The sequence below is a fragment of the Streptomyces sp. NPDC015127 genome (assembly GCF_043080095.1).
Taxonomy (GTDB): Bacteria; Actinomycetota; Actinomycetes; order Streptomycetales; family Streptomycetaceae; genus Streptomyces.
On the sequence record NZ_JBIBVE010000007.1, the window covers coordinates 174394 to 200603 of the forward strand.

Consider the following 26210-nt stretch of genomic DNA (forward strand, 5'->3'; position numbering starts at 1 on the left):
GCAGCCGCACCGATCCGCATAGCGTTCCCCGCATGCATACGGAGGAGACGAACGGCGCGCTCGACGAAGCGCTGGAACGGCTGCACGCCTCGGGCCCCGAGCGGCTCGGGCGCCTCACCAACCACGCCCCCATGGTGGTTGAGGCGCTGGCCGCGCACGGACAGCCCCGCGCCGTGCACCGGTGGCTGGATCTCTACGCGCACAAGCTGGAGCAGTTCCCCGCCCCTGTCGCCCGCGTCACGGAGGACAACTGGCCCACCGCGCTGGGCGATCCGCGCCGGGCCGCCGACTGGATCGCGTACTTCACCCGCGCCGGTGCCGAACAGCCCTGGCGGAGCGTGCGAATCCCTTGACTTAGCCGCCGCGGCACGGGGCCGGGACGCGCAGAATCGGCTCGGTCACGGCAGTTGGTTGTTCCGCGGGGCGCGAGGACAGTGAGGCGCGCGTTCCGGCGTCTTCGACGCCGGCATGTGGGGCGCGCGAGGAAGACGGTCGCCCCCTTGCGCCTGGCAACACGGGCCTGAGGCAGGAACGGGCTGTGGCGGCGAACGGAGCAACCCTCGTTTGCGGGTAACAGGCGCAGCCCTGAGCCTGATGCCATGACGAGCAGACCCAAGGTGATCGTCGGGCCACCGGACAGCCGCGGGCTACGCGAAATCGCGATCGGCGGCACGAAAGTGGGCAGCGCGTGGTCGCTGCACGATCTGCGAAAAGTCCTCAGTCACATTGGTTATCCCCGGGACATGGATGTCGAAGACCGGAAGTCCGTCTATTGGCGCGAGGCAGACAGCGGAACGTGGCCCGACCGCGTATGGCGAAGACGCACGACCATGGCGCTGATGATGACGGGGCTGTTCGGATCCATGCTTCTGCTGGCCGTTGTCGGGAGCCCGGATGCCGTCGGCGCGCTCACTTTCGCCGGAAGGATCACCGGCTTTCTCTTCGTACTCTTGGGCGGCGTCGCGGGTGTGGCCGCACTCGCGGTGCTCGACTTCTGGGGAAAGCGGCAGTTGCACATCTCCGGAGCCATCGTCCTGATCGGGACGCTCATCGCTCTGGCCACCAACAGTCTCCTGCTGTTCCTGTGGCTCCAGGAAAGAGAGTACACGCGTTATCTGTTTGCGTACTTCCCCCTCTGGTGCTGGTCCTTGTGGGCGCTCTGGCTGCTCATACGGGAAAAAGCGTGGAGGGGAACCCCCTACCCCAAGAGGTTTGCGGCAGGGGTGGCTGCCACCACACTCCTGGCTGGTGTGAACTTCGCCTATTCCACCATGTATCAGCCTACCTCCTCTCCCGCCCTCTTCCGTCTGAAGGCCGAATTCGGCACGCCGCGGATCGATCCCGGACTCGACATCATTCACCTCCCGCTGGCCCTTGAGGTAAAGAACACCGGGAAGGTCCCGGCGTACATTATCAACGACAACTATTCGGTTCACGGACTCCTGGGCGACTTTTCCGAAGGAACCGGGGGGCTGAAGGAGCGAAAGAAGGCCATGGAGGGTGGAGATGACGTAGCGCGTTACAGCCGTATTCCCCAAAAGTACGCTCTGAGCGCCGGATTGTTTTATGGGCCCGGCGCGTGGCTCGAGCCAGGAGAGGAATACCGTGAGGAGAAGCTGGTGCAGCTGCCCAGGTACGCCGGGTTCGACGCGATACAGGCTGATCTCACGGTCGAACTGATGAGAAAGGACCGAGGCAAGGTGGATCTGGACGAGCTCCTTGTCCCGCACCCTTCGTGGAAAAACAAAGAAGGAGACTTCTACTGTCCCCCTGCTAAATGTGGGGAGTATGTCACCTATCGTGCCCCGATTCGCCACAACAATAATCTCATCAACGTCACGCGTCGGCCGGTGTATGTCACGTCCATCTGGAGTGTGACTCACGATGACTCATATTCTGCCACATTCGTATCATCGTCGCTCGATTTCGTGCCGAAAGTTGCCCCGCGTGGCGTCGTCGGTGCCGAAAAGGAGAACAAAAGGGAAAGGGAAAGGTATGGCGTCCTTACCGTTGATGCGCAGGCGGTTGTGCCTTTTGCTGAACTGGTGAAGTGACTCCGGTGGGCCGGTCGCCGGGAGCGGGATGGTCGCTGTGCTCCGCCACAGCCCATCTCGCCGGGTTGCAGGATGCCTTGAGGGGGCGAAGAGTTGTCCTGTAACACCAGTGGATCTCCGGTGACCCTGCGCCGCCTCAAGGGCCAAATCTCCCAAGCGCACCTGGAACCGTCATGGCCAAAAGCCCGAGGCCACACATCTCTCGCCTGCTCGGCGTGCCCTGTTTGACTGCCGCGCTCGTCCTTCCAGCGGGTCTGGCCACGGCTGCGGCAGAGCCTGATGCCCTCGCTCACGCCACGAATGCGGTGCCTGGCCAACCCACACCGCCACCGCCACCGCCACCGCCGCCTGAGCCACCGCCGCCTGAGCCACCGCCGCCTGAGCCACCGCCGCCGGAGCCGCAGCCCCCGCCTGAGCCGCCACCTGGGTCCCCACCTGAATCCCCACGTGAATCCCCGCCTGAGGCGCCGCCACCGCCGCCGGCCGCACCAGCAGATCCTGCGGAGCTGAAGGAGGAACTGGGGGATGCGATAACGGAACTGAAGGCACCGGAGGAGCTGAAGGAGAAGCTGAACACGGTGCTGACCAGCACGCTGGATGTCATGGCTGCCCCGAATACGCCGCCGATGGAGCGGGCCGCGTACGGGACGATCGTGGACGGGATCATCAAGACACTGGAAACGGCGGAGAACCCGCAGACGCCGCCGATGGAGCGGGCCACGTTCAGGAGCATCGCGCAGGGGATGACCGAGGCGGTGGAGAACGCCCCGAACCTGCTGCCCGACGAGAGGGCGCAGTTCCTGGACCACGTGCAGTGGACCATGAAGGCAGTGACGGCTCTCCAGCACCCGACGGCCAGGCCGCGGGATCCGAAGGATCGATTCAAGATCCAGCAGACCGTGGAGGAGACCAGCAACGCGCTGGCGAGAATCCATGACCGGAGGGCGACACCGGAGGAGCGGAGCGAGGCAAAGAGAAAGCTGGACCAGCGGACCGCCTCGCTTCGGAATCCCGAGTACCTGGAATTCATCGAAGAAGTCAAGCGTCGCAAGGCGCCCGCGGCCTGTGTCGACACGATCAACAACCGTACCCGTGAGGTGGGTTGGCGAGAGGGATCCCTCTGGGGTCTTTCTGATTCGGCGTGCGGTACGACGGTGGCCGAGGCAGCCCAGAGCGGTGGCCGCTGGAGTGCACTATTCGAATGCGTGCAACAAGAGCCGTTCTCTACCTGTGGGGTGTACGTTCCGAGAGACTGAGGGCGAAGCGGAGCGCGCGAGGCCCTCAAGGGCAACGATCGGGTGATCGGAACGAAACGGACCCACGGGCCCGCACCGGGAAGGTGGGGACCCGTGGGATGCATCGCGGTTGGCGCTGATCGACCTGGCCTCTCGGCAGCGATTTGAGTCAGGCTGTCAGCGGAATACGGGGCTGACGTAGTTGCCTGGGTGCGTGGCCGCTTCCTGCTTTTGGACCGGTCCCCACAACCAACGCAGTTCCCTGGCCTCGGTGTTACCGGGCGGAGTGATGTCCGCCTCCCCTGGGTCGATGATGTTGTCGTCGCTCGCCTTCCCGGAGAGGAAGGTCACAGTGAGCCGGGCGGTTTCACCTGAGTTGAGCTTGACGGTCTTCGGCTTTTCCGAGGTCTGGGGGAAGAACGTCTCGGTTTGCACACCCTCGGTTTCCGTGCCCATCTTCAGGGTCACCTTTGGGTAGCCTCGCAGGGTGCATGCGCCGGATCCGGTGTTCTTCACCGCTACGAAGGCGTTCATCTGCTCTTCGGTATTCGTGCCGCCGGGCTTGGCCGTCCCGCCGGACGTCCAGTCCAGGGCCAGGTTGCTGGTCCGGCAGGGAACCTCTTGCACAGCCGGCAGCTGATTGGCGGCCAAGGCCGGGGCCGAGGTGATGGTCAGGATGCCGGCGGACACGACGGCCGCCGCGCGTACATGGACATGCACCATGTTCCACCTCCAAGCGTAGGAGCTCCGAGCAGTGCGGTTGGATGTCCGATACAGGGAGCCTGTGCCACGCGTTGTCGTCTGATGAGTATCCGGGATTGCCGCGCTCCGCACATCCTCAGTTGGTTGAATCGTCACCCTCTGTGCGGCAGGTGCCCGACGTGGCTGAGATGGCATCCGCATAGGGCACGTCTTCCAGAACGTGGGCATAGCCGACACGTCGATCTCAGGACGGAGTCACAACGTCGATGTCTACGACGGCGGCACCGACCGAAATCCCGACGACTGGGCACCGCGAGACCGCCGTGCCAGGGCTACTTGCCTTCGGGCAGCGGCTCCGCCTCGCACACCGCGCCGCTCTTCGGGAGCTTCCCGTCGAGCAGATACGAGTTGACGGCGCTCTGCACGCACGCGTTCCCGCTGTTGTAGGCGCCGTGGCCTTCGCCCTTGTAGGTGAGCTCGAAGCCCACGCCCTTGCCGAGTTGCTCCGCCATGCGGGCGGCGCCCTCGTAGGGGGTGGCGGGGTCTCCGGTGTTGCCGACCAGCAGGACCGGCGGCGCGCCCGGCGCGCTCACCTCGGGGTGTTCGGCCTCTCCCGGCACCGGCCAGCCGTCGCACGCGAGTGTGCTCCACGCCAGGGTGGGCCCGAACAGGAGTGACGTCTCGACGAACTCGGGCATCTTCTCCTCCACGTCCGCCACGGTGTAGCGGTCGCTGGAGTCGTCGCAGGTGATGGCCCTGAAAGCGTCGTCCTCGTTGCTCTCGTTGTCGTTGCCGGCGGTTTCGCCATCGGCGTCCCCGTCGCCGCCGGAGCCGCGCTGTCCCAGCTCCTCCGCCAGGTCCAGCATGATGTCGCCGTTGCCGACGGTGGCCGCTTCGAGGCCCACGAGGAGGGCGGGCCAGTACTCCTGCTTGTAGAGCGCACCGCTGATGGCGCCGATGAGCGTGTTGCCGTCGAGCTCGTTTCCGTCCGAGGTGGGGAGCGGAGCGTCGTCGAGGTCGGCCTCGAGTTCCACGGTGGTGTCCACGATCTCCTCGGCGTTGTCGCCGAGTGTGCAGCCCTGCTCGGCGCACCATGCGGCAAAGTGCTCGAAGGCGAGCTGGAACCCTCCGGCCTGCCCGAGGGTTTCCTCCATCGTGTTCCGGGTGGGGTCGACGACGCCGTCCAGAACGGCCCGGCCGACGTTCTTGGGGAACAGGTGGGCGTACACGCCGCCGAGCTGGGTGCCGTACGAGATCCCGAAGTAGTGGAGCTTCTTGTCGCCGAGGACGTGCCGCATCAGGTCCATGTCCTGGGCGGCCTCCGTGGTGCCGACGTGCGGGAGTATGTCGCCGGAGTTCTTCTTGCACGCCGCCGCCATCTCCCGGTTGAACTCGACCAGCGCATCGGTCTCGTCGCCGCCGTCGTCGGGGGTGTCGTCCACCTCGTCCTCGTCCTCGTTGGCGGCGCCGGCGTCAAGGCAGCGCACGCCCCGGCTGTTGCCGACGCCGCGCGGGTCGAAGCTGACCAGGTCGTACCGGGAGCGGAGCTTCTCGTAGTCGGGGGCGAGGGCGGGCAGGGTGGCGACTCCCGATTCCCCGGGGCCGCCGAAGTTGAAGAGCAGCGAACCGATCCGGTCGTCGGCGTCACCGCTGGAGCGGGCCCGGATCAGCGCGATGTCTATCGACTCCCCGGAGGGCTTCTTCCAGTCCAGCGGCGCCTGCATGGTGGTGCACTGCCACCGGGTGCCGTCCGGCAGGGGGCCGGGCGCCTCGCCGCCGCCCTGGATGGGTGAGGGGGCTGGGCAGTCCTTCCAGTCCAGGGACTGCTGCCAGAACCGGCCTTTGTCTTGTGCGTCGGTTGCTGTGCCGCCCCGCCCGCCTTGGTTGCCGTCCTGTGCTGCCGGGCTGCAGGCCGTCAGGGAGCAGGAGAGCAGTGTGGCGGTGGACAGCAGGGCAGCAGCGGATATCGCTCGTATTGGGGGCATGGCCTCACCCTCTGGCAGCCCCGCCGGGGACGCACGGCATCGCGTCCGTTCGGGTGGCAGACAGCACTGATTACGCATCCCCGCCGGGGGCAACCCTGACCGCTGCTTTGCGGCTGGGGTCAGAGGTAGGAGTACGGGGCCGAGCCGACGATGGTCTGCTCGGTCAGCGATCGACCACCCCAGCGCGCGTCCGTGGGCCAGGAGCCCTTGCTGACGATGTGGTCGACGATCCTGAACGCTTCCTCAAGCGGCACGGCGTCCTCTCAACACCACCATCGCTCGCCGGTGTTGGTCACGAAGGCCAGGGCTCGATCACGAGCACGACGATCTCGCACGCGGATCTGCGAGGCAGGGCCTAGTCCTCCTCGACGAACCGGGCCAGGTTGTCCAGGGCCATGCGCATGCCCGTCTCGTTGTCGGCGGCCGGCACGCCGTCGGGGACCCCCTCGTGGACGACGAGCACATCGGTGCCGCCGTCCGCGTCGGTGAGCGTCGTCGTCATCGTCATCTCGCCGCGCAGCGCGGGATCGGCGGTCTCGAACTCGAAGACCTCGACGACGCGCTCGTCCGGCACCAGCCGGACGAAGCGCCCGTGGTACGTGTCCGTGAGCGCCCCCGACTTCCCGATGCCGCCCGGTCCCTCGTACGTGAGCGAGATGCGGAACGCGCCGCCCTCACGGGCGTCGAACTCGTGCACCTCGCTGCTCATGCCGGCGGGCACCCGCCATGTGGCGAGTGCCGCCGCATCGAGAAGGGCCCGGTAGACGACAGAGCGCGGCGCCCTGATGTGACGGGAGATCTGCGTCGTGTACACGCCGGGCAGTTTAGGGCTCAGGTGGTTCGGATCGCCGGATCGCTCACCCCCGGGGTGCCGGTCTCCACGTGACCGGCGAAGCGGCGCAGGAACGTGGCGTCCGTGTCGCAGACCACCGACACGTCGTACCAGCGACCGGTGCCGCTCAGGTCCACCGTGTGCGTCAGCGAGGCCCCGGCGGGCAGGGAGAGGGTCCGGGCCCCGCCGCCGTAGGCGTTGGTGACGGTGAGTCGCGCGGTCGTGGTACCGGGGTTGGTCAGGGTCAGATCGAGGTTTCCCGTACCGCCGTTGTGGCGGGCCCTCACCTCGGGAGCCACGGTCTTCGCCGCGCTCCTGAAGGTGCGCAGGAAGCCGTTCGGGCCGTGCACGGTGAGGTGGTGCGTGCCCTTGGAGTAGGCGGAGTTCCAGGTGTCGGAGACTTCCTTGCCCGCCTGAGCGGTATACGTCCACGGGGCGTCGGTGCGGTTCGGCGAGGTGACGTAGAACTGCGCTCCGGCCGCCGCACCCGGAGCGAAGGTGAGGGCGATGCGGCCGTCGGCCGTGTTGACGGCACTGTCGACGTAGGGCGCGTAGGGCAACGGCCGGGTGGGGCGGGCGCCGGGCTCCTGCGCCGGCATGCTGCCCACGGCGGGCGGGGTGGGCCGGTAGTCGGGGTGGCGCTCGTGGTCCGGCGGCTCGTAGGCCGACGTGTCGGGCAGAGTCACCGGGGTGGTGTCGGTGGCGCCGAAGTCGAAGGCCGAGGTCAGGTCGCCGCAGATCGCGCGGCGCCAGGGGGAGATGTTGGGCTCGGTCACACCGAATCGGCGCTCCATGAAGCGGATGATCGAGGTGTGGTCGAAGACCTCGGAGCACACGTAGCCGCCGGTGCTCCAGGGGGAGACGACGATCATCGGCACGCGCGGACCGAGGCCGTAGTTGCCCGCGGCGTACGAGGTGCCGCCCGCGTAGTACTCGGTGGAGGTGTCCGCGGTGGATTTGCCCTGCGCCGCGGACGCCGGCGGGTACGGGGGCACGATGTGGTCGAAGAAGCCGTCGTTCTCGTCGTAGGTGATGAACAGAGCCGTCCTGCTCCACACCGCGGGGTCGGACGTCAGCGCGTCCAGTACGCCCGCGATGTACCAAGCACCGTAGTTCGAGGGGAAGTTGGAGTGCTCGGTGAAGGCCTCGGGGGCGGCGATCCAGGAGATCTGGGGGAGCCGGCCGGCCTGCACGTCGGCCTTGAGGCCGTCGAAGTACCCGTCGCCGTACCTGACGTCGGTGCCGGTGCGGGCCTTGTCGTAGAGCGGGTTGCCGGGCTGGGCGTTGCGGTACTGGTTGAAGTACAGGAGCGAGTTGTCGCCGTAATTGCCGCGGTAGGCGTCGCTGATCCAGCCCCAGTGGCCCGCGGCGTCCAGGCCGTCGCCGGTGTCCTGGTAGATCTTCCAGGAGATCCCCGCCTGTTCCAGCCGTTCGGGATACGTCCTCCAGCCGTACCCCGCCTCCTCGTTGCCGAGGACGGGCCCGCCGCCCGCGCCGTCGTTGCCGGTGTAGCCCGTCCACATGTAGTAGCGGTTGGGGTCGGTGGCCCCGATGAACGAGCAGTGGTACGCGTCGCAGACGGTGAACTTGTCGGCGAGGGCGTAGTGGAAGGGGATGTCGTCCCGGTTGAGGTACGCCATCGTCGTCGGTGTCTTGGCGGGCACCCACTGGTCGTACTTGCCGTTGTTGAACGCCTTGTGGCCGCCCGCCCAGTCGTGGTTGAGCCCCTGGAGGAACTGCATCCCGAGATCGTCGGCCGTCGGGTGGAACGGCAGCGTCACCTTCTTGTTCACGTCCGCCTGGTGCCATACGGACTTGCCGCTGGGCAGCGTCACCGGGCGCGGATCGCCGAAGCCCCGCACGCCCTTGAGCGCGCCGAAGTAGTGGTCGAACGAACGGTTCTCCTGCATCAGCACCACGATGTGCTCGACGTCCTCGAGGGTGCCGGTGCTGCGCGCCGCGGGGATGGCCGCGGCGCGGTCGATGCTGCTCGACAGTGCGGCGAAGCCGGCCGTCGCGCCCGCTATCTGCAGAAAACGGCGCCGGTTGATGTCAGGCATGTGTGAGGCCTCTTGGGGGGTAGGGGAACAGAAGCGACCGGAATCCTCCAAGAGGGGCGAGGGGAAGGGAAGAGGCCGGGTCTGCTGTTCCGGGGAACTGTGGCTGTACGGGGCGTGGATGGTGAGCCTGGCGGTCAGCCGCGTGCCGTGCGCGGCCGCGCAGACGGATCCGATGGGTGCACGTGTGCCTCCAGGAAAGGAGCTGTGGGGGGCCGGGGCCCGGGGGCATGTACACACCAAAGGATGGGAGAGATGGCGCGGCGAGGGGATGGACTTTTCACGGGGCCGTATGGACTCTTGCGTCGCGCCGGCTCGGGGGGACACCCGCTTCCGGGCCGCGGGCCCGTCCCGACCGCCGAGCACGCCGTCCGCACCGCGGCCCGCCCGCGTCGGCCGGGTCGTGCACCGCGTGACGATACTGGGCTCCTGGGCTCCAGGCCGAACCGGCGAAGGGCCGTGCCTCCAGGGGTCCCCGGGGCCGCCGTGACCACAAAGAAGGCTCCGGCCGGGGGACCGGCCGGAGCCTTCTTCGTGGTCGGGGATCCAGGCGATCCGCCGGCGGGGGCGCCGTCAGGTGGCGAGCAGCCGGTTGAAGAACGAGCGGTACTCGCGCAGCGCCACGCGCAGGCTCTCGGTGTCGGCCTGCTCCCCCCGGTTCCACTGGTGCTCGAGGCCCTCCCTGCGTTCCGCGAAGGTCGCGGCCAGGGCCTGCATGACGTCCGCGACCAGCGAGTCGGCCGAGTGCACGGCCTCACGGGGATCGTCGACGAAGTCGTTCTGGATCGCCTGCCAGCGGGTACGGAAGTTCTCCTTGTCCTCGGGTGCCATCAGTTCCTCGTGCCCTTCGTCACCGGCCGCCTCGCCGGCCTCGGCCGAAGGAGTCCTCTCCGTGTCGCCCTCGGCCGCGGTGGGCGTGCCGCCCGTCTCCGGCGGGGTGACCGTGCCGGAGGTGTCGGCCGTGAAAGTGGTGTCGTCGGTTTCCTCACCGGGGTAGACCGGCGGTCCGGCATCCTCTCCTTCGCCCGCTCCGCCACCGGCGCCCCGGGCGATGTCCTCAGTCGTCAGTCCGCTCGCGGCGGGGTCTGTCCGGTCGTTGTGCCGCATGATCTCTCCCGCGCTACTGCGTACGGATCAGGCACGGGCGGGCCCGGCCTGATCTCCGTCGGAGAGCAGCTCGTCGAACAGGGCCCGGTAGTGCACCATGGCCCCTCGCAGCTGCTCGGTGGTGGCGCGCTGCGCTGTGCTCAGCGTGTTGATCTCGTGGGCGGCCCGGTAGTGCTCCAGCGTGCGGCCGTGCTCGACGGAGAGGTCTCTGACCTGCTGCTCGTACCCCTCCGTGGGATAGCCGCGCTCGTGCATGAGAGAGGTCACGAGCCGGTCCGCGTCGTGCACGGCGTCCACCGGCCGGTCCACGAACTCCTCCTGGACGCCGACCCATTCCCGGGCGTAACGGTCCCGGGCACTGTCGGCCAGGGGCCGGATCTCGAGCGACGCATGGCGCTTCTCGCGGGCGCTGAGATCGTGCTCGGCGGCCCGCCGGCTCCCGGCGTCCTCGACGGTACGTTCGTACTCGGGGCCGAAGCGGTCACGCAGACGACGGCGTCGCCGCGTGTTCAGGGCCACGGCCAGTGCGATCAGGGCGACCACCACCGCGATGGGGATGATGATCGCCAGAAGTGTGCCTGTAGACATCGGGTCGGACCCCCTTGTCCGTTTTGCCTCTCTGTTGAGCGCTGGTTCCCACCGGCACCCGGCCGAAACAGGTCACGTCCCGGTCGGTGGACGATGCCGGCCGGCCGGGACCTCTTCGACAACCTCATGGGCGGGCAAGGCGGGTTGCGCCGTCACCGTCGACTCGGACGCGAACCGGTCGCAGCCCGTCACCGGCCGCCCGGTGACGGGCGCGGCGAGCGCCAGTGGCCGGCGGAGCCCACCGGACCTCCGGCGCCCGGGCGCCACCCTCCGCGGGTGGCCCGGGCGCCGGAGGAGGCTCAGCGGACGCCGACGGCCCGCTCCGGGCCCGCCTGCGCCGCCACGGGGGCGCCCTCCGGCGCGTCCTCCTCCGGAAGCCTCAGCAGCAGGGTGAGGAGCATGGCGACCAGGTAGAGCCCCCCGAAGACGAGCGTCACTCCGGCCGCTCCGGCCAGCGGGAGGAAGAGGCTGGCCAGAGCCGGGCCGACGAAGGCCGCGCCGCCCGCGCCGAGGTTGAGCAGCGCCACCGCGCCGCCCTTGTTCCCGGGGGCCATGGAGGGGACGAGGGCCGAGATCGGCACGAAGCCGGCGAGGGTGGCGCCGTAGAGCATGCCCGCGAGGACGGCGATCCCGTAGTGGTCGGAGCCGAGCCAAGCCGGCAGGTAGTACAGCAGGCAGAAGCTGACCGCGCAGCCGAGGGCGCCGAAGGTGGCGATCGTCGTGCGCCAGCCGATCCGGTCGGAGAGGGCGCCGAAGACGAGGTTGAAGAAGATGTTGGTGCCGAAGATGATCGCCAGCAGCTGGAGCCAGCGGGTGCTGCCGAATCCGAACTCGTCGGAGAAGATGCGCGGCAGATAGACCAGCATGCCGAACATCGGCGCGGTGTTGATCACCCGGACCAGGCATCCCACGAGCACCCGGGGGTGGGTCCAGGCGACGGAGACACTTGTGCGCAGGCTCTCCCGGGCGGACATCCCGGGCGGGGCCAGCCGGTCACCGCCGGCCCGCTCCCGGGCCCCGACGAGGGCGAGGAGTCCGCCCGCGGTGACCAGCAAGAGCGCCGACCAGAGGGTGCCCATCTCGCCGAGGGCGGGGATGCTCGCACTGGCCCACAGCGAGCCGAGCGTCGGCAGCCCGCCCGTGAAGGCGAAGTAGAACCATCCGACGGCGGCGCCCAGCCGTGCCTTCGGCGCGGTCGCCGTGATCCACACCAGGAACCCGAAGGCGAACAGGGGGTAGCCGAAGCCGCGCAGGCCGTAGAGCACCAGCATGAGCGGGTAGTTCTCGGTGCCCAGCGCCGCCACCAGGAACAGGGCGTGGAAGACGGCCCAGATCGCGCCGCCGAGCCACATCACCCGGCGCGGTCCCCAGATCTCGGCCAGTGCGCCGGAGAGCCAGGACGCGAGCATCACGGCGATGCCGTAGGCGGTGAACACGTACCCCGCCCGCACGTCCGTGCCGGCTCCGTGGTCGGCCATGTACGGGGCGAGGAAACCGATCTCCACCCCGTCGCCGACCATGAAGAGCAGGACTCCGATGTAGCCGAACAGGAGGGGCTTCGGCAGCCCCCACCTGTCCGGCAGCGTCTTCTCCGCGGTGTGTCCCGGCATGGCGGCCTCCACTGTGAGGGGATGCAGTCCTTACACCGCCAGATCCTCAGCCGAGACGAGATAAATAGCAACAGCAGCGATAAAAATATCGCTATAGATGTTACGGCGCCGTGACTCACTCCGCGGTGACGACCCGTACGTCGGTCAGCTCGCGCATCGCCGTGAGGAGTCCGTCCTCGACCGGGGCGGCCAGCAGGACGTGGTCGTAGAGCTCCACCCCGGCCAGCCGGTGCAGTGCGCTCCGGCCCACCTTGCTGTGGTCCATCAGCAGCACGCTGACCGCTCCCGCCTCGCGCATCGCGCGCTTGATGGCCACGATCTCCTGTTCCTGGTGGTAGGTCATCGTCGCTGTCATGGCCGAGGTGGACAGCACCGTGAGGTCCACGGAGAAGCTGCCGACCATCTCGAGGGCCGGCAGTCCGATCCACGAGTCATGGGTCCGCGAGTACTCGCCGCCGATGCAGATCAGCCGGATGTCCTCCGCGTCCCGCAGCTCCTCGGTGATCAGCCGGTAGTTGGTCACCACGGTCAGCGGGCCGACCTGCGGAAGGAGCTTCGCCAGGGCCAGGGCGCTGGTCGAGTCGTCGAGCATCAGCGACATGCCCGGCGTGATGAACGACATTGCCTCCCTGGCCAGGGCGTTCTTGGCCGCCGCGTGGGCGTGCAGCCGGAAGTCCGAGCTGGACTCGAAGACCGTGGACGGCTGCGCGGACACGCCTCCGTGGTACTTGCGGAGAATGCCGCGGTCCGCCAGTTCGGCAATGTCCCGGTGCACGGTCATGAGGCTGACGCCGGTCAGCTCGGACAGCTCGGCCGCGCTGGCGTCCCCCTTCGCGAGCACGTGCTCGACGATCTGCTGCTGTCTCTTCTGGCGCGTGGCGCGCGATCCCTGGGCGGTCATACGGACATCCTGCCGTCTGCGTCCGGTGTCCGGGTAACGAAGGGCGAAAGAGATCTACCAAGTGGGTAGTGACATCTAACAGTCATGATGTTAATTTGCTGCTATCGCGACGTTAAGGAGTGCCGATGGTGGCCGAAGCAGTGGTGTTTGACATGGACGGGGTGCTCGTCGAGAGCGAACACCTCTGGGAGGAGCTGTGGACCGCCTTCGCGGCCCAGCGAGGCGCCGTGTGGACGGGTGAGCAGACCAGGCAGTGCCAGGGCATGAGCGCGCCCGAGTGGGCCGCGTTCCTCACCGCCTTCGCCGGCGCGGGCGACAGCCCCGCGGACACCGAGCGCGACGTCGTCGACGGGATGGTGGCGGCCCTGGAGCACGGACGGATCGGGCTCCTCGACGGCGCCCGCGACATGGTCGCGCAGACCGCCGCGGCAGGCCCCATCGCCCTCGCCTCCTCCGCACCCCGCAGGATCATCGACGCGGTGCTCGTGCACCACGGCATCGACCACCACTTCAAGGCGACCGTCTCCAGCGCCGAAGTGGCCCGCGGCAAGCCCAGCCCGGACGTCTACCTCGCCGCCGCGGACAGGCTCGGCATCCAGCCGGCCCACTGCCTGGCCGTAGAGGACTCCAGCAACGGCCTGCGCGCCGCGGCGGCGGCCGGGATGACCGTCGTCGCCATCCCCAACCCCCAGTACCCGCCGGCCGAGGACGCCCTGGCAGGGGCGAGTTACATCGCCGCCGACCACGACGCCGTACGCCGCCATCTGCTCACCCAGCTCAAGGAAGGTGACCGGGCATGACCACGGTCCTGGCAGCGGGCGACGAGTTCGTCGCCCCCGAACTCTTCGTCGACGGGCTGCGCGCCGCCGCCCCCGACGCGCCGCTCGAATTCCGCACCCTCCGCTCGCCCTGGCCGGTGCGGCCCTTCGGACCGGTCGGCGGCGTCGACGAGGCCAGCGGCACGGAGGAGGCCGTGCTCGCCGCGCTCGGCGACGCCGAGATAGCCGTGACCCAGATGGCGCCCTTCACCGCCGAGGTCATCGCGAACGCCCCGGACCTCAAGCTGATCAGCGTCTGCCGCGGCGGCCCCGTCAACGTGGACCTCGCCGCCGCCACCGAAGCGGGCGTGACGGTGTCCTACGCACCCGGCCGCAACGCCGCCGCGGCCGCCGAGTTCGCCATCGGCCTGATGCTCGCCGCGCTGCGCCGCATCCCCGCCGCCGACGCCGAGCTGAAGAACCACATCTGGCGCGGCGACTACTACGCCTACGGCAACGCGGGCATCGAACTCGACGGCACCACCGTCGGACTGGTCGGCTACGGCGCCATCGGCTCGATCGTCGCCCGGGTGCTGCGTGCCTTCGGCTCCCACGTCCTGGTCGCCGACCCCTACACCGATCCCGCCGCGGCCGCGGCCGACGGCGTCGAGGTGGTGGACCTCGACGACCTGCTGCGCCGCAGCACCGTGGTGAGCCTGCACGCGCGCCTCACCCCCGAGACCCGGCACCTGTTGAACGAGGACAACCTGAAGCTGCTCCCCGAGGGCGCCGTACTCGTCAACTCCGCACGCGGCGGCCTGCTCGACCACCGGCCTCTGCCCGCCCTGCTCGCGTCCGGCCGGCTGGGCGCTCTTGCCCTCGACGTCTACGACATCGAACCGCCGCCCGCCGACTGGCCGCTGCACACCGCGCCCAACGTCATCACCACGCCCCACCTCGCGGGCGCCACCCGCCAGACCGCCCACCGGGCCGCCGCCATCTCGACCGCGGAAGCCGCCCGCTTCCTGCGCGGCGAGCCGCTGAAGTACGTCGCCAACCCAGAGGTTCTCGGGGGAGGTAAGCGCTCATGATCATCGGGGTCGATGTCGGCACCTCGGTCACCAAGGCCCAGCTCGTCCGCCGCGACGGACGCACCACGCCCGCACACGAAGCCCGCAGCACCGTCCACACCCTGCCCGGCAACCGCGTCGAGCAGGACCTGGACGAGGTCGTCGGCACCGTGGTCACCGTCGTGCGGGCCGCCGTCGCCGACGCCGCACGGCTCGACGACCCCGAACCGATCGAGGCGCTGGCCGTCACGGGCCAGGGCGACGGTCTGTGGCTGCGCGACGCCGAGGGACGCAGCGTCGGCCGGGCCATCTCCTGGCTGGACGGCCGCGCCTCCGGCGTGCTGGAGGACTGGACCGCCGACGGAGTCGCCGCAGGTGTCCACCGACGCACCGGAGGCGGGATGTTCCCCGGATCGGCCGGACCGCTCCTGGCCCACCTGGCCAAGCACGAACCGGAGCGGCTCGCCCGCGCGGCCGTCGCCGGCTACTGCGTGGACGCCATCGTCCAGCGCTTCACCGGCGAGATCACCGTCGACCCCTCGGACGCCTCGCTGCCCTTCCTCGACGTCGCGACCCGCACGTACGACGAGGGTGCGATCGACCTGTGCGACCTGACCGCCCACCGCAGGCTCCTGGCCGAACCGGCCCCGCCCGGCACCCTGTTCCGGCTGCTCCCCGAGGTCGCCGAGCAGCTGGGGCTGCCCGCCGGACTCCCCGTCTGCGCCGGCCCGTTCGACATCGCCGCCTGCGGATTCGGCTCCGGACTCGCGGAGCCGGGCGAGGGCAGCCTCATCATCGGGACCACCCTCGCCTGCCAGGTGCTCACCGACGACCCCACGCCCGCCCCGGGACCGGAACCCGCGGGCATGCTGCTGGCCACCCCGTACGAGCGGCGCTACCTGCGCGTCATGCCCGCGATGGTGGGCACCGCGGGACTCGACTGGCTGCTCAGGATGCTCGGCGTGCGGGTCGAGGAGCTGGACGGACTGCTGGACAGCTCACCGCCCGGCGCCCGCGGCGTCACCGCGCTGCCGTTCCTCTCGCCCAGCGGCGAGCGGGCGCCCTTTGTCGACGCACGCGCCCGCGGTCGCCTCGACGGCCTGTCACCGACGACCGAACGGGCCGACCTCGTCCGGGCCCTGTGCGAGGCCGTCGCCTACTCCGCCCGGCACTGCGTCGAGACCCTCGGCGTCTCCGGCACGGTCGCCGCATGCGGCGGCGGCGCCCGGTCCCGGGCCTGGAGCGAGATCTTCGCCGCCGTCCTCGGCACCGAACTGCGCGTGTGCGACGACGCCGTCGGCATCCGGGGCGTCGCCCGCGTCGCCTGGGAGGCGCTCGGCGAAACCGTCGACACCGAGCAGTGGCGGGCCCGCTGCCGCCCGGTGCTTCCCGATCCCGCCGCCGTCGACCACTACGACCACGGATACGCCGCCTACCTCCGCACCGTCACCACCGCCCGCGAGAGCTGGGCCGAGGAGAGCTGACAGACGATGACCAGGCTGTTCAACGATCCGGCGCGGTTCACCGACGACATGGTCGCCGGTTTCGCCGCCGCCCACCCCGCCCACGTACGCGCCGTCCCCGGCGGAGTCGTACGCGCCGTGCGTCCCCGCGCCGGAAAGGTGGCCGTGATCACCGGCGGCGGCTCCGGGCACTACCCGGCCTTCTGCGGCGTGGTCGGCCCCGGCTTCGCCGACGGATCCGTCATCGGCAACGTCTTCACCTCGCCGTCCGCCGACCGCGCACACTCCGTCGCCGTCGCCGCCGAGACCGGCGGCGGAGTCCTCTTCCTCTTCGGCAACTACGCCGGAGACGTGATGAACTTCGGCCTCGCCGCGCAGCGGCTGGAGAGCGAGGGCATCCCCGCGCGCTGCTTCGCCGTCACCGACGACATCGCCTCCGCGCCCGCCGAGGACGCGGCGAGGCGCCGCGGCATCGCGGGCGGATTCACCGTCTTCAAGACCGCCTCCGCCGCGGCCGAGGAGGGCGCCCCGCTCGACGAGGTGGTCCGCGTCGCCGACCGGACCAACGCCCGCACCCGCACCCTCGGCGTCGCCTTCGCCGGCTGCACCCTGCCCGGGCAGCGCCGGCCGCTGTTCACCGTCCCCGACGGCAAGCTGGGCCTGGGCCTGGGCATCCACGGCGAACCAGGAGTCAGCGAGACGGAATTGACCGGCGCCGACGACCTGGCCCGCACCCTCGTCGACGGGGTCCTCGCCGAACGCCCCGCGGACGCCGGGACCCGGGCCGCTGTCATCCTCAACGGCCTCGGCGCCACCAAGTACGAGGAGCTGTACGTCCTGTGGGGACGGATCGCGGCACTCCTCGCCGACGCCGGGCTCGACCTCGTACGACCGGAGGTCGGCGAGCTGGTCACCAGCCTCGACATGGCCGGCTGCTCCCTCACCGTCACCTGGCTCGACGACGAGCTGGAGCGGCTGTGGCTCGCCCCGACCGACACCCCCGCACACCGCAGGGGCTCCCTCGCACCGCCGGAGACCCACCCGGCCGCCGAGCCGCGTTCCCCCGGCCTCCGCGCCTCCGCCGCGCCCGCCCCCGTACCCGCCGCCACCGGCCACGGTGTGCGGACGTCGGACGCGGCCGTGCGCGCCCTGCGGGCCGCGCACACGGTGCTCCACGAACAGGAGGAGACCCTCGGCCGGCTCGACGCCGTCGCCGGCGACGGCGACCACGGGCGGGGCATGTGCAAGGGCGTGGACGCCGCCCTCGCCGCCGCCGAACGCGCCCACGCCGAAGGCGCCGCCCCCGCCCCGCTGCTCGCCGCGGCAGGCGACGCGTGGGCAGCGGAAGCGGGCGGCACGTCCGGGGCCCTGTGGGGCGCCGCCCTGAGGGCGTTCGGCGCCCGGCTGCCGGCCGACCGGGCGGCCGGCGCGGACGAGCTGGCCGCCGCGGCCGAGGCCGCGCTGAGCGCCGTCACCTCTCTCGGCAAGGCCGAACCGGGCGACAAGACACTCATCGACGCCCTGCACCCCTTCGTGACTGCCTTCACCGGCCACCTCGGCTCCGGCGCCCCGCCCGCCCCCGCCTTCGCCGAAGCGGCGGCCCGCGCCCGCAGCGCCGCCGACGCCACGGCCGGGCTGCGGCCCCGCATCGGCCGGGCCCGCCCCCTCGCCGAACGCAGCATCGGCAGCCCCGACCCCGGAGCGATCTCGCTCGCCATGGTGCTCTGCGCCGTGGCCGACGCCTGAGGAGAACCACCGTCATGACCACGGCCCGACCCCACCGTCCGCTGCGCCTCGTCATAGGCTCCGACGACGCCGGACTCGACTACAAGGAAGCCCTGGCACGCGATCTGGCGGCCGACCCCCGGGTCGCCGACGTCACCGATGTCGGCGTCCGCGGCGACCAGCACACCGCGTATCCCCATGTCGCCGTCGAGGCCGCCCGGCTGGTCGCCGAAGGCGTCGCCGACCGCGCCCTGCTGATCTGCGGCACCGGACTCGGCGTCGCCATCAGCGCCAACAAGGTCCCCGGCGTCCGCGCGGTCACCGCCCACGACAGCTACTCCGTGCGCCGCTCGGTGCTCAGCAACAACGCCCAGGTGCTCTGCTTCGGCCAGCGCGTCATCGGCCTGGAGCTGGCCCGCACCCTCGTCGACGAATGGCTCGACCAGCGCTTCGACGAGCAGTCGGCGTCCGCCGCCAAGGTCGCGGCCATCGGCAGCTACGAACGGACCAGGTGAGCACACCCGTGAACGACACCATCCGCCGGCTCGCCCGCGCGGGCACCTCCGTGTGGCTCGACGACCTCGGCCGCGACGCTCTCGACAGCGGGGAACTGGAGCACCTGGTCGAGCGCGGCCTCATCCGCGGCGTCACCACCAATCCGACCATCTTCCGCCAGGCCATCAGGGGCAGCGCCTGCTACACGGACCAGCTCGCCGCCCTGGGGCGGCTGTCCGTACCCGCCACGGCCGCGCTGCGTCACCTCACCTGCGCCGACGTACGCCGGGCGGCGGACGTGCTGCGCCCGCTGCACGGACCCGAAGGCGACGGGACGGTCTCCCTCGAGGTCAGCCCGCACCTAGGGGGTGTCCGGCGGATCTTGGCCGGGGCCACGACGCTCCCCCAGGGCTTCGCCTGGGGGTACCCCCAGGCGACGGCACCTCTCCCCCGTAGCCCTTCGGGCACGGGAGGTGCCCCCAGCGTTGCCGAGATGCCCGGACAGCTCCGCTATCAGGGCACTCCGGCGCCTTGCGATGCGTCCCCTAGGCCCTGCGGGCCTGGGGAAACCCCATGCACCAGACGCCGCGTCCTATCCGGCCCTGATCCACCGGACACCCCCTCGCCCATGACACCCGCCGCACGCTGGACGAGGCCCGGCTGCTGCACTGGGCGGTGGACCGGCCGAACGTCATGATCAAGCTCCCGGCGACCGACGCCGGACTGCCCGCGGTCACCGCGGCGCTCGCCGAAGGCATCAGCGTCAACGTGACCCTCGTCTTCGGCCCCGCGCGCTACCGCCAGGTCGTCGACGCCCACCTGGCCGGGCTGGAACTGGCCGCGGCGGCCGGGCACGACCTGTCCCGCATCGCATCCGTCGCGTCCTTCTTCGTCTCCCGCGTCGACGCCGCCGTCGACACCCGGCTCGACAAGTCGGGCACAGCGGCGGCGCGTTCCCTGCGCGGGCAGGCGGCCCTGGCCAACGCCCGGCTCGCGTACGCACTCCACGAGACGGTGCTGGCCGGCCCGCGCCGGCGTGCCCTGGCCGCCCGAGGCGCCCGACCGCAACGCCCGCGGTGGGCCTCCACCGGAGTCAAGGACCCCGCCTACGACGCCACCCGGTACGTCACCGGTCTCGTCGCATCCGGGACCGTCAACACCATGCCGCGCGCCACCCTGGACGCCGTCCTCGGACACGGCGAGCCGGCCGGCGACACGATCCGCGGAACGTACGAGGACTCCCGCCGCACCCTCGCCGCCCTGGCCGACGAAGGCGTCGACCTCGCCGCGATCGCCGACGAACTGGAGACGGACGGCGTGGCCCGCTTCCAGGACTCCTGGCAGCAGCTCACCCACGACATCCGCACGGCCCTGCAGGGCCGGTGATCAGGCGTCCGGGCCTTTCGTCTGCAGCACGAGGAGTGCGATGTCGTCCCGGCGTTGCCGGGTGGGGCCCGCCTCCCGCAGCAGGGTGTCGATGAGGAGGTTCAGGTCCTGGTCGTCCGCGGCGGCGAGACAGCGCGCGAGGCCGGCGATGGAGTCGTCGATGTCGGTTCCCGGCGTCTCGACGAGGCCGTCGGTGTAGAGGGCGAGCAGCATTCCCGGGACGAGCGGGATCTCGGTGACGGGGTAGCCGGCATCGGGATCGATCCCCAGGAGCGGACCGGGCGGGACATCGACGGAGAACGCCCGGCCGTCGGGGAGGCGCAGCAGCGGCGGCGGATGTCCGGCGCTGGCGAGACGCACACGCCGCCCGGCGAAGTCGAGATGGGCGTACAGACAGCTGGTGAACAGACCGGGGTCGAGATCGCCGAGCAGCCGGTTGGTCCGGCACAGCACGTCGTCGGGGAAGGTGCCGAGAGCGGCATGGGCGTGCACACCGGTACGCACCTGTCCCATCAGAGCGGCGGCGGCGACGTTGTGGCCCTGGACGTCGCCGATGACGGCCGCGGCGGCGGTGTCGCCGAGCCGGATCACGTCGTAGAAGTCGCCGCCGATGTCCATGCCGCGGGTGGCGGGCAGGTAGCGGGCCGCGACGTTCAGGCCGGGGATCTCGGGAAGGGTGTGCGGCAGCAGCGCCTGCTGGAGACCGTGGGCGAGCCGGTGCTTGGTGTCGTACAGGCGGGCGCGGTCCAGGGCCTGGGCGATCAGCCCGGCGAGCGACGTCATGACGGCGCGTTCCTCGGCCGAGAACACGTGGGGCCGCTCGTAGGACAGGACGCAGCAGCCGACGGGGCGGCCGGAAATGATCAGCGGCAGGAAGGCCCACGCCTGCTTGCCGCTGATCACCGGGGCCTCGGGATAGATCCGCCGCATCTCCTGCGGGTCCGAGAAGAAGGAGGGGATGCCGCTGGTGAGCGCATGTCCGGCGGGGGTGAAGCTGGTGTCGACCGGCAGCCCGTCGAGGCGTTCGATGACACGGGAGGGATAGCCGCGGTGCCCGGTGATCCGCAGCCGGCCGGCGTCGGCGGTGGACAGCACCAGGCCCTGGGCACCGAAGGCGGGCATGATCTGGTCGGCGATGAGATCGACGACGTCCTGGACGCCGACGACCTCGGTCAGGGCGGCCGCCAGGTGCATGAGCTGGTAGAGCCGGCCCGCGCGCGCCGGTGGGGCGGTGCGTGGCGGCAGCGGGGCCGCGGGGGACGCCGGGGGCTCGCCGCCGGTGGGCACGATACGGACGCTGATACCGCTGGCATCCGGGTAGAGATGGAAGTCCAGCCACTGGTCCGGGGGGCGGCAGGCGGTGAAGGAGACCGGCTCGCGGCTGATCACGGCGGCCCGGTAGCGGTCCTCGTACGTCGGGTCGTCGAGCCACGGCAGCGACCGCCACGGCAGCGTCCCCAGCAGGTGATCGGCGTCGCGCCCCAGGAGCTCGGCGCCCCCGGAGCTGAGAAAGGTGATGCGCCCTTCCAGGTCCAGCGCGCAGGAACCGCCGGGCAGGCGCTCGGCGAAATCGGCGGCGGCCGGCCCCGGACGGGCAGCCGTGCGGCCGGTCACGACGGGCAGGACGCGAGGGGTCTCGCCGGGGACCGGTGCGTGCTCCGACGCGACGGCATCCTCCAGCAGCCGGGCCACCTTCATGCAGCTGGCGGAGATGTGGCCGCGCTCGCGTCCCGTCATGTGGGGCGGACGGGTGGCCGGCCACATCAGCAGCAGCGATCCCCACCGCCGTACGCCGGTGACCGGCGCGGCGGCGAGCGCGAAGGGGTAGGGCAGCGCCATTGCCGTACGGGGGTAGAAGCGGACCAGTTCCTCCTGGCTGCCCACCCAGACCATGCGGTTCTCACGGAAGGCGTCGGCCACCGGCGCCGGGGAGGCGATCGGCACTCTTGACCACGGGGCGGCGAACTCGACCGGCGCCCCGCACAGCACCTCCAGACGGAGCACGTCCGCGTCGGGTGCGCGCAAATACAGGGCGCCGATGGTGGCACCGGTTCCGCGCACCGTCTCCGCGACCGCGGCATCCACCCGCTCGGCGCCGGTGGCCGGAACACCCGTGCTGGTCACGAGGCACCTCCGGCGTCGCAGGGCGCTGTGGACCGTACCGGCGCCCCTCACCCGCCCTGTGCGGCGGCGGCGCGCGCCACCCGATGTACCGGCCCCCGTCTCAAGGGGGACGTTACGCCGACACGGAGGCGACGGCACGCTGTCCCACCTGCGAGAGCGGCCCGGTGGGGCCGGGTGGCGGCGGGCCGACACGGTGCCCGTTCGGATCCGGAGGTGGAGGCCCGTGCCGTTCCCGGAGGTGGAGGCCGGCTGAGGCGGAGGACGATTGACGAACGCGGGACCGGGCGAGCACCATGCGCGCGTACCGGTCACCCAGGAGGACGTCGTGCACCTGCCCGAAGGCACCGCCCGCTGCTGCATGCCGCCGAGCGGTCGGGCGGCTCCCCGTTCCGTCGCCGGGATCTCCTCCCGGCCCGCCGGCTCGTCGGCGGGGATGGTCCTGCTGCCCGGCGGCGAGTTCCTCATGGGCGCCGACGACGCGGAGAGCATCCCGGACGACGGCGAAGGTCCGGTCCGCGCGGTGCGGCTCGCCCCCTTCCACATCGACGCCCACGCCGTGAGCAACGAACACTTCGCCGCCTTCGTCGACGACACCGGATACGTCACCGATGCCGAACGCATCGGCTGGTCCTACGTGTTCGCCGGTTTCCTGCCCGCCGACCTGAGGCGCCGCTCGCCGCGCCCGCCCGCCACACCGTGGTGGTGCGGTGTCGAGGGCGCGTCCTGGCGCCGGCCGGAAGGGCCCGGCAGTTCGCTGCGCGAGCGCGACGGCCACCCCGTCGTGCACGTCTCCTGGAACGACGCCTCGGCGTACGCCCGATGGTCGGGCAAGAGGCTGCCCACCGAGGCGGAGTGGGAGTACGCCGCGCGTGGCGGTCTGGAGCAGCGACGCTATCCGTGGGGGGACGAGCTGGACCCGGACGGCGACCACCGCTGCAACATCTGGCGGGGACGCTTCCCCGCCAAGAACACCGCGGACGACGGATACCGGGGTACGGCCCCGGTCGACGCCTTCGCGCCCAACGGCTACAGCCTGCACAACATGGCGGGCAACGTCTGGGAGTGGTGCGCCGACTGGTGGAGCGCCGAGCATCCGCCCGGCCGGCCACTGGTCAGCCCTCGCGGCCCCTCCACCGGGAGCGCGAAGGTCATCAGGAGCGGCTCGCACATGTGCCACGCGTCGTACTGCAACCGGTACCGGGTCGCCGCCCGGACGGCGTGCGAGGCGGACGGCTCCAGCGGCCACACGGGTTTCCGGTGCGTACGGGACGCGGACACGGCCGGCTGTTGAGGCAGGGCCCGTAGGGCCGAGCTGACGCATGATGAAGGCATGACGGACCGCGACGACTTCCTGACGTGGGTCAGGACCGCGCTGTACGAGGCGGAGCGTGCGCTGCACAACGGCGACGCGGCCCCCCGCCGGGCGCTCTGGTCACGCAACGAGCCCGTGAGCGTCCTGGGCGCGTGGCGCAACGCCAACGGTCAGCAGGAGCTCGACCGGCTCTTCACCGCCCTCGGGAAGAGCTTCTCCGACTGCACCTCGTACGCGTTCGACTTGCAGGCGTACGACGTTGTGGACGACATGGCCTATACGGCCGGCCTCGAGCACACCTCCGCCTCCGTGGACGGACAGCCGCGCACGTACACGTTGCGGGCAACGCAGGTGTACCGCCGCGAGGGCGGCGAGTGGAGGGTGGCCCATCGTCACGCCGACACCGCGACCGAGTAGCGCTGTCGGCCGGACCGGGCCCCGGCGGCGTCCACGCCGCCTTTCGGGCGACGCCACCGTGCTCCTGCGCCGATCGCACGCCCCGCCCCGTGACACTCGATCATGGCTGCCGGCTCTCCCGGGCGCCCCATGCGTCAGGGCGTGAGCGTCCTGACTTCCTACGATGCAACGCTGCGAGGCCTGTGTGGAGCCGGTCACCCTGGGGGTGGAGGAGGAGTACCTGTTGCTCGACCCGGACACGGGAGTGCCCGTGCCGTTGGCGGAACAGGTGCGGGCGGCCGCCGGTCTCGCCCCGCTCGTGGACGCCAAGGAGCTGCAGTCCGAGCTCCTGCAGGTACAGGTCGAGGTCGCGACCGCCATCTGCACCGAACTCAAGGAGGCAGGCGGACACCTGCTGCGCCTGCGGCACGCGGTGGGAGCCGCCGCGGAGGCGAACGGATGCCGGCTGGCCGCCTGCGGCACACCGCCCCGCAGGGGGGCCGACTCGGGCCTGGTGACGGAGCAGTCGCGGTATCGCGCTCTTCAGGTGCAGGCCCCGCAGCTCGTCGCCGAGCAACTGGTCAACGGCTTGCACATTCACACCGCCGTGCCGTGCCCGGAGGTCGGCGTCGCGGTCCTGAACCGTCTGCGCGGCTGGCTGCCGGTCCTCGTCGCCATGTCCGCGAACTCGCCGTTGTGGGACGGGCATGACACGGGCTTCGCCAGCTGGCGCACCGTGGTCTTCGGCCGCTGGCCGATCAGCGGGCCCCCGCCCGTCTTCGGCGATCACGCGGACCACGAGCAGCGAGTGCGGACACTGCTGGACAGCGGGATCATCCGCGACACCGGGCAGCTGTACTGGCAGGCCCGGCTCTCGGACCGCTTCCCGACCGTCGAAGTGCGCTGTCCGGACGTGCAGTTGCGTGCCGACGAAGCGGTCATGTTCGCCGGCATCGTGCGGGCGCTCGTCACCACGGCCATCCGCGAGGCCGAAGCGGACACGCCCGTGCCCCCCATCGCTCCGGAGGTGATGCAGGCCGCCAACTGGCAGGCCGCCCGTCACGGCCTCGGCGGCAGCCTGATCATGGCGGCCGGCGAGCGCCGCAGCGCCGGTGACGTCGTCGCGCAGCTGATGGAGCACATCACGCCCGCGCTGGACGCCGCGGGCGACACCCGGGAGGTCGTCTCACTCGTCCACCGGCTGCTCCAGCAGGGCACGCCGGCCGACCGGCAGCGGCGGGCCCTGGCCGAAGGCGGCCTGAAGGCGGTGACCGACCTCATCATTTCGGAGACCATGGCGTTGTGAACGTGGCTCCGGGCGTACGGGAAGGGGCTCCGGCCGTTGTGGCCGGAGCCCCTCCGGGCTCACCTGTGGTGCGTCGTTGTCAGGCCGTCAGCAGTTCCTGATGTGCCAGACAGGTGTCCAGTAGTAGCTGCGGGACGAGGCGTACGGTGCGGGTGTGACGTAGTGGACGCCCCCGCTGCTGTTGTAGAACGTCGCCCGGGTGCCGGGAGTCTGGTCGTTGATCCACGATCCGTAGCCTCCCCAGGGCATGGACCGCTTGCCGCAGTAGTACCAGCGCAGGGCGTCGCCCTGGTAGGTCTGGCCGCTGTAGGCGCAGAACCAGCCGCTGTAGACGGCGCCTTCCAGGCATGGGTCGGCCGCCATCCGGCTGCCGTCGCCCGAGGCGAAGTCCCTCGGGTGCTGCTCGCCGGGCACGGTGACCAGGAGCTCGCCCCGGCCGTCGAGGTCGATCTTGTTGAGTGCGACCTGTGTCCCCCCGGTCTTCTTCACGTAGCGGTCCACCTTCGCCTGGAGCGAGGCGGTCTGCGCCTGCGTCAGGTTCGCGGTCTCGGCCTGCTCCGCGAACGCGCGGCCGGCGAGCTCGGTCTGTGCGGCCTTGCTGTCGCTGTTCGGGCCGGCTTGGGCGGCGGCCGGCACCACCGTGCCCAGCAGTGCGGCGGCGGTCGCGGCAACGACCGCGAGCATGCGGATGCGCATCGGTTCTCCCCCAGTTCCTGATGGCCCCACTGATGAGGGCGGGGCCAGGACGACGCCAGAGTACGGGCGCGGCACACAGGGCGAACAAGGCGGAAATCGGTCCGTCCGGTTGAAAACGCAACAGCTCGACACCGCGACACCGCGCGGCTCAGCAATCCCCTGAACCACGAGCGGGTGCGGCACAGCGAGGGGAGGCGAGGTGCGTCCCCGGTCCGTGAACGCGCCGGCGAGGCCGGGAACGGGCACGTGGGAGGGGAGAGTGCCCGCCGGCCGGGAGAGCCTGCGCCGGCCGCGACCTCGGCGGAGGCCGCAACCCGTGCCTTCACTCAAGGACTTGGGCATTCCGTTCCCTAGGGCACGAGTGCCCCGCTCCGCACGGGCCGCCTCGCGCCTCGCGCCGCGTACCTG

23 protein-coding genes and 1 pseudogene are annotated in these 26210 nt (G+C 70.8%); 13 read left to right on the top strand and 11 right to left on the bottom strand.

The genetic code is table 11. From position 1 onward, the window contains the following. Window positions 1-32: 32 nt before the first annotated feature. The 3 genes and pseudogenes from ACF08N_RS15890 to ACF08N_RS15900 form a co-directional block, all read left to right on the top strand. Window positions 33-341 (top strand): annotated as a pseudogene (locus ACF08N_RS15890) (hypothetical protein); the annotation flags it as partial. Between the two features lie 258 nt (window positions 342-599). Then, entirely contained in the window at window positions 600-2054 is a 1455-nt protein-coding gene (locus ACF08N_RS15895) for a hypothetical protein (protein ID WP_392325194.1), read from the top strand. 578 nt (window positions 2055-2632) lie between these two features. Beyond that, window positions 2633-3310, top strand: a complete 678-nt coding sequence (locus tag ACF08N_RS15900) for a hypothetical protein (RefSeq protein ID WP_392325195.1) — start codon at window positions 2633-2635, stop codon at window positions 3308-3310. A gap of 156 nt (window positions 3311-3466) precedes the next feature. On the opposite strand, the gene ACF08N_RS15905 is transcribed toward ACF08N_RS15900, so the two are convergent. The 9 genes from ACF08N_RS15905 to ACF08N_RS15945 form a co-directional block, all read right to left on the bottom strand. Beyond that, complete coding sequence (locus ACF08N_RS15905; protein ID WP_392325196.1) at window positions 3467-4012, bottom strand: DUF4232 domain-containing protein; 546 nt, start codon at window positions 4010-4012, stop codon at window positions 3467-3469. Window positions 4013-4323: 311 nt separating this feature from the next. After that, complete coding sequence (locus tag ACF08N_RS15910; RefSeq protein WP_392325197.1) at window positions 4324-5976, bottom strand: alpha/beta hydrolase; 1653 nt, start codon at window positions 5974-5976, stop codon at window positions 4324-4326. A gap of 119 nt (window positions 5977-6095) precedes the next feature. After that, window positions 6096-6230, bottom strand: coding sequence for a hypothetical protein (locus tag ACF08N_RS15915; RefSeq protein WP_392325198.1), 135 nt, complete (start codon window positions 6228-6230; stop codon window positions 6096-6098). Window positions 6231-6331: 101 nt separating this feature from the next. Continuing rightward, window positions 6332-6790 carry an SRPBCC domain-containing protein gene (locus ACF08N_RS15920; RefSeq protein ID WP_392325199.1) on the bottom strand — a complete coding sequence of 153 codons (459 nt, stop codon included), beginning with the start codon at window positions 6788-6790 and terminating at the stop codon, window positions 6332-6334. Between the two features lie 17 nt (window positions 6791-6807). Next, window positions 6808-8868, bottom strand: coding sequence for a phosphocholine-specific phospholipase C (locus tag ACF08N_RS15925; RefSeq protein WP_392325200.1), 2061 nt, complete (start codon window positions 8866-8868; stop codon window positions 6808-6810). A gap of 570 nt (window positions 8869-9438) precedes the next feature. Next, the gene (locus ACF08N_RS15930) at window positions 9439-9972 is read right to left on the bottom strand and encodes a hypothetical protein (protein ID WP_392325201.1); all 534 of its coding nucleotides are present in this window, start codon (window positions 9970-9972) and stop codon (window positions 9439-9441) included. Window positions 9973-9999: 27 nt separating this feature from the next. Further along, window positions 10000-10560: a hypothetical protein gene (locus ACF08N_RS15935; RefSeq protein WP_392325202.1), complete on the bottom strand. Its 561-nt coding sequence runs from the start codon at window positions 10558-10560 to the stop codon at window positions 10000-10002. A gap of 299 nt (window positions 10561-10859) precedes the next feature. Continuing rightward, on the bottom strand, window positions 10860-12170 hold the full coding sequence (locus ACF08N_RS15940; RefSeq protein ID WP_392325203.1) for an MFS transporter: 1311 nt from the start codon (window positions 12168-12170) through the stop codon (window positions 10860-10862). Between the two features lie 115 nt (window positions 12171-12285). Continuing rightward, window positions 12286-13071 carry a DeoR/GlpR family DNA-binding transcription regulator gene (locus tag ACF08N_RS15945; RefSeq protein WP_392325204.1) on the bottom strand — a complete coding sequence of 262 codons (786 nt, stop codon included), beginning with the start codon at window positions 13069-13071 and terminating at the stop codon, window positions 12286-12288. Between the two features lie 125 nt (window positions 13072-13196). Here ACF08N_RS15945 and ACF08N_RS15950 point away from each other — a divergent pair, with 125 nt between their 5' ends. From ACF08N_RS15950 to tal, 7 genes are read left to right on the top strand one after another with little or no spacing between them, the layout of a single operon-like run. After that, a complete protein-coding gene (locus ACF08N_RS15950; RefSeq protein WP_392325205.1) occupies window positions 13197-13871 on the top strand; it encodes an HAD family hydrolase in 675 nt (224 codons plus the stop codon). Further along, window positions 13868-14920, top strand: a complete 1053-nt coding sequence (locus ACF08N_RS15955) for a 2-hydroxyacid dehydrogenase (RefSeq protein WP_392325206.1) — start codon at window positions 13868-13870, stop codon at window positions 14918-14920. Before ACF08N_RS15950 ends, ACF08N_RS15955 begins: the two co-directional genes overlap by 4 nt. Further along, window positions 14917-16383, top strand: a complete 1467-nt coding sequence (locus tag ACF08N_RS15960) for an FGGY family carbohydrate kinase (RefSeq protein ID WP_392325207.1) — start codon at window positions 14917-14919, stop codon at window positions 16381-16383. Before ACF08N_RS15955 ends, ACF08N_RS15960 begins: the two co-directional genes overlap by 4 nt. A 6-nt stretch (window positions 16384-16389) precedes the next feature. Then, entirely contained in the window at window positions 16390-18108 is a 1719-nt protein-coding gene (locus tag ACF08N_RS15965; protein ID WP_392325208.1) for a dihydroxyacetone kinase family protein, read from the top strand. A 14-nt stretch (window positions 18109-18122) separates the two neighbouring features. Beyond that, window positions 18123-18602 (top strand): ribose-5-phosphate isomerase, encoded by a 480-nt coding sequence (locus tag ACF08N_RS15970; protein WP_392325209.1) that lies wholly within the window; start codon window positions 18123-18125, stop codon window positions 18600-18602. 8 nt (window positions 18603-18610) lie between these two features. Beyond that, a complete protein-coding gene (locus tag ACF08N_RS15975; RefSeq protein WP_392325210.1) occupies window positions 18611-19279 on the top strand; it encodes a transaldolase family protein in 669 nt (222 codons plus the stop codon). After that, complete coding sequence (gene tal / locus ACF08N_RS15980) at window positions 19258-19968, top strand: transaldolase (RefSeq protein WP_392325211.1); 711 nt, start codon at window positions 19258-19260, stop codon at window positions 19966-19968. The genes ACF08N_RS15975 and tal overlap by 22 nt, the downstream gene beginning before the upstream one ends. Here the strand turns inward: tal and ACF08N_RS15985 are convergent, their stop codons facing one another. After that, entirely contained in the window at window positions 19969-22092 is a 2124-nt protein-coding gene (locus ACF08N_RS15985) for a SpoIIE family protein phosphatase (protein WP_392325212.1), read from the bottom strand. Window positions 22093-22450: 358 nt separating this feature from the next. On the opposite strand from ACF08N_RS15985, the gene ACF08N_RS15990 reads away from it, so the two are divergent. From ACF08N_RS15990 to ACF08N_RS16000, 3 genes are all read left to right on the top strand, one after another. Next, the gene (locus ACF08N_RS15990) at window positions 22451-23383 is read left to right on the top strand and encodes a formylglycine-generating enzyme family protein (RefSeq protein WP_392325388.1); all 933 of its coding nucleotides are present in this window, start codon (window positions 22451-22453) and stop codon (window positions 23381-23383) included. 39 nt (window positions 23384-23422) lie between these two features. Then, window positions 23423-23821, top strand: a complete 399-nt coding sequence (locus ACF08N_RS15995; protein ID WP_392325213.1) for a nuclear transport factor 2 family protein — start codon at window positions 23423-23425, stop codon at window positions 23819-23821. 163 nt (window positions 23822-23984) lie between these two features. Then, window positions 23985-25106, top strand: coding sequence for a glutamate--cysteine ligase (locus tag ACF08N_RS16000; RefSeq protein WP_392325214.1), 1122 nt, complete (start codon window positions 23985-23987; stop codon window positions 25104-25106). Window positions 25107-25193: 87 nt separating this feature from the next. Here the strand turns inward: ACF08N_RS16000 and ACF08N_RS16005 are convergent, their stop codons facing one another. Then, window positions 25194-25802: a hypothetical protein gene (locus ACF08N_RS16005; protein ID WP_392325215.1), complete on the bottom strand. Its 609-nt coding sequence runs from the start codon at window positions 25800-25802 to the stop codon at window positions 25194-25196. Window positions 25803-26210 lie beyond the last annotated feature (408 nt).